This window comes from Bathymodiolus heckerae thiotrophic gill symbiont, assembly GCF_900128515.1.
Classification (GTDB): domain Bacteria; phylum Pseudomonadota; class Gammaproteobacteria; order PS1; family Pseudothioglobaceae; genus Thioglobus_A.
The window spans coordinates 1-3,576 of record NZ_FQTP01000116.1 but is presented as its reverse complement, the minus strand read 5'-3'; the positions used below and the strand labels follow the sequence as shown (position 1 = coordinate 3,576).

4 protein-coding genes and 1 pseudogene are annotated in these 3,576 nt (G+C 42.6%); 1 reads left to right on the top strand and 4 read right to left on the bottom strand.

The genetic code is table 11. The features are described 5' to 3' along the window. Positions 1-347: pseudogene (locus tag BTHERMOSOX_RS09775) on the top strand (ISL3 family transposase); the annotation flags it as partial. A gap of 30 nt (positions 348-377) precedes the next feature. Here the strand turns inward: BTHERMOSOX_RS09775 and tnpC are convergent. The 4 genes from tnpC to BTHERMOSOX_RS09760 form a co-directional block, all read right to left on the bottom strand. Continuing rightward, entirely contained in the window at positions 378-2,012 is a 1,635-nt protein-coding gene (tnpC, locus tag BTHERMOSOX_RS09770) for an IS66 family transposase (protein WP_249360676.1), read from the bottom strand. Between the two features lie 46 nt (positions 2,013-2,058). Beyond that, complete coding sequence (gene tnpB / locus BTHERMOSOX_RS09765) at positions 2,059-2,424, bottom strand: IS66 family insertion sequence element accessory protein TnpB (protein WP_138120964.1); 366 nt, start codon at positions 2,422-2,424, stop codon at positions 2,059-2,061. Continuing rightward, entirely contained in the window at positions 2,421-2,735 is a 315-nt protein-coding gene (tnpA, locus tag BTHERMOSOX_RS12120) for an IS66 family insertion sequence element accessory protein TnpA (RefSeq protein WP_428992043.1), read from the bottom strand. Before tnpA ends, tnpB begins: the two co-directional genes overlap by 4 nt. An 81-nt stretch (positions 2,736-2,816) precedes the next feature. Further along, positions 2,817-2,987, bottom strand: coding sequence for a hypothetical protein (locus tag BTHERMOSOX_RS09760; RefSeq protein WP_171004730.1), 171 nt, complete (start codon positions 2,985-2,987; stop codon positions 2,817-2,819). Positions 2,988-3,576: the final 589 nt, after the last annotated feature.

Sequence of the window (3,576 nt, the reverse complement as noted above, 5' to 3'; positions counted from 1 at the left end):
ACCTTAAGAATAAAGGAGTAGAGAAAGAACAAATTGAACAAATAAGTATGGATTTATCACCCTCCTTTATTGCTGGAGCTGCAGAAGCCTTTCCCGAAGCCGAGATAACCTTCGATAGATTTCATGTCGTCAAATTATTAAATGAAGCGATGAATCAAGTACGGGTTGAAGAGCGAAAAGAGCATGCTGCACTCAAAGGACATAAATACACCTTTTTAAGGAACCGAGAAAATCTAACCACCAAGCAAGAAGCTTCATTAGCTGAAATGATTGAACTTTACCCTACGTTAGGGCAGGCATACCGCTTTAAAGAGATTTTTAACGACTTGTGGTCAATGCCTGACAAGTGTAAGCGCTCAATGAAGCACGTACTATCCCTATTCAGAAATATCAGATTTTTTAATATTCCAGGGCAGCAGGGCTTCAACTTTATCAACCGTATCAGCATAAGGTAAAGCAGTCAGAACCTGCTTGAGATATGCATAAGGTTCCAGCCCATTTGCTTTAGCCGTTTCTATCAGACTGTAATGTATTGCGCTGGCACGAGCACCTGCAGGGGTATCAGAAAATAACCAGGCTTTGCGTCCTATCACAAACGGGCGAATCGCATTTTCTGCCAGGATGTTGCTAATATTGAGTTCACCCTGGGTGCAATACACATTGAGTTTTTCCCACTGGTTACTCAGGTAAGTCATTGCCTTGCCTGTCAGGCTATCTTTAGGTACCTTATGCTGGTTTTCTTCCAGATAGGTTTTGAGTTGGTTCAGTATAGGAACGCTCCTCTTCTGACGCTGCTGATATTTTTCATCCACTGACAGTTCTTTGATTTCTCGCTCAATGCCATACAGCTTATTAATCAGGCTCAGCGTTTTACCTGCTTTTGAGGGTTTGTTATTTTGTCCCTTTTTGGGTTTAGGCTGCGCATTCTGGGCATCTTTAAAATAACGACGCGCGTGATCCCAGCACCCCAGTTGAGTGATGCCGTTTTTCAGGCACACGGTATTATATCCCGCATAGCCATCGGTTTGCAGATAGCCACTAAAACCATCAAGCAGGCGCATGGGCACCTCCTGGCTGCGGGAAGGATCGTATTCAAACAAGATGCTTTTTTCACCGGGTGGCCCGCCAAGCGTCACCCACATATATTTATCTGAGGTCGCTAGCCGCCCCGGTTCTTTTAGTACCTGAACCCGCGTTTCATCAGCCAGTATGACGGCCCCTGCGTGTTGATGTTCTCGCATCAGGTTAATCAAAGGCTGGAGTTGTTTAGCCAGTGCGATCATCCAGTTTGCTAATGTTGCTCTGGAGAGGTCACACCCATAACGAGACAAGATGCCTTCTTGCCGATATAAAGGTAAGCCATCAGCATACTTGGCAACAATAACAAAGCACATTAAACTGATGCTTCCCATTGCTCTGGCAATAGGATGTCTGGGCATTTGTGCGGCTTTAACCTGGCGTTGTTTGTCGCCGTCAACCAGCTCGGTAAAAACAGCTTTTTCCTGCATATATTCAAGAACACGTACTTTAGCAGGAATAATATCCAGCTCTTCTTTCACTTTCGTGAAGAAAGTATCAATAGCGCCTTCTTTTTCTTCATCCGTTAAATAAATAAAAATTTGCTCGCGGGGTAACTTGTCTGAGAAGGGTTTGCGTCCCGGCTTTTTCTTGGTGCCAGTAGAACTTGTTTGTTTTTCGTCCTCAGGTCCTTCATCAGCCTCTAGGTCTAGCTCCTCATTGCTATCCGCTTCATTCTCTGCTTCATCAAACAAAGAGGATTGATGAGATTGTTCACTGGATGACCCAAAGCGTTTTATTTTAGATAAGCGAAGTACCTCTTCCAGAATAAGGATGCGTTTTTTCTGTTCGGAAATCACCCCGGATTTAACTTCAATAACACGCGTTAACTCATCAATAGCCTGTTCTTTTTCAAGTAACAAAGCAACACTCTCCGACAGCAAAGAACCGGCTTTATCTTGTTGTTCTATATTTGAAATATTGGCTAAAATCATGGCTGTATTATAGCATTTATAGTGGCAATAATGAACCTAAAAACAGCTAAAAAACAGACTCATATTGAAGTTTTTTATGGCCTTTCATCGCACTGATATCAAAGCCATCCAGCAACCAGTTTAACTGTTGCCCTGTTAAGGTTAATGTCTCTTCCTCACCCTTAGGCCACTTAAATTTGTCTTCTACCAATGACTTGTAATAAAGAACAAAACCATTATCTTCCCAGAACAGACATTTAATCTTATTCCGCCGTTTATTCGTAAAGGCATAGAGAGCCCCCTCAAAAGGATTATGCCCTAACTCACATTCAACAATCGCCGATAGCCCTCGGTGTGACTTACGAAAATCAATGGGCTGCCGATACAGATACACTTCTGTTAAAGACAGAGAGGGACGCATAACAACCGTCACCGCAACAGCTCAAGCAGTGGTTGAATGCACGGTATAGTGTCCTGCGTAATACCTCCCAGCCGAATACCATCATTAAATCGCAAAGACAATCCACCGACTGACGCAGATGAAAGACCCGCGTCAACCCGAATACGTGTAAACCCAGGAGAGCCAGTAGGCTTGACTGTCGATTTGCGTTTCCAGTAGCTAAACTTTTGCGGACATAAATCATGTTGCCGACAATAGGCTGCCTGGGATTGCCCTGATGCTTGCCAGTGTTCTATGTGAATAGGCCAGAAAGCTCTGGTCTGTATTTGTTCTAGTGCTGCCATTTAAATCTCCCGTGTTATTTAACGATGGGTATAGTGTGGCAGTAATTTGTGATGGTGTGAATTACGCTGACAATTGAGCGCTTACCCTGTACGCAGTGCTACAAGCATAATAACCTTTTCATCTTGAGGATATTTTTTTGCAAAATTATCATTTTTTATTGCAGATTGCTTGTCTAAACAAAAATTAGTTGATGTATCTGCTGCAAATAGTGAAGTAGAAAAGATGGTGATAAGTACAAATCTGCTAATCATAATAATCCCTTGGATATTGTTTAAAGAATCATTAAATAAGTTTAGATTATTTTCCTATATGGAAAACCTAATTGAAAATTACACACTTGCATACGATGGTAGTAGCTATAAACACAGCATTCAATACTTGTATCCTTATTCGTTAGAATTTCAATTTTCGTTGTAACCAAATTCTCTGCTCAACAGCTTTTCTTTCCAGCGGTTTTCAATTGTGATGACCGATTCAGGAGGTAAATCTATATCGCATGTTTCGAGTATTGAGTAACTGAATTGTTCAAATGCGGCTATGCCGCCTGATTTATAAAGTTTTTTTAATCCTGTATTACCACCGTGGAAGTTTGAGTAATAATCAGACCAACGGCACCAAAAGCCACCCGCTCCATATGCACTACCGACATAGAGTTTTCCTGTTAACCTGTCAGATATTAAATATACCCCAGCTACAGATGACGCGGGGAGTCCCTATTTTTGCGAAAGCTTGTTTTGGGCATCCCAGCCCAAGCAAGCGGCAAAAACTTAACGCGACCGCTAATGCCTTCGGCGCCCCGATTCGTCCTCGTCACCTCGTCCCGACCCAACAAGGGGTCGG

Coding starts and splice junctions, on each gene's coding strand:
- tnpA (WP_428992043.1), bottom strand. CDS start 2,735: ATGGCAGCACTAGAACAAATACAGACCAGAGCTTTCTGGCCTATTCAC.
- tnpC (WP_249360676.1), bottom strand. CDS start 2,012: ATGATTTTAGCCAATATTTCAAATATAGAACAACAAGATAAAGCCGGT.
- BTHERMOSOX_RS09760 (WP_171004730.1), bottom strand. CDS start 2,987: ATGATTAGCAGATTTGTACTTATCACCATCTTTTCTACTTCACTATTT.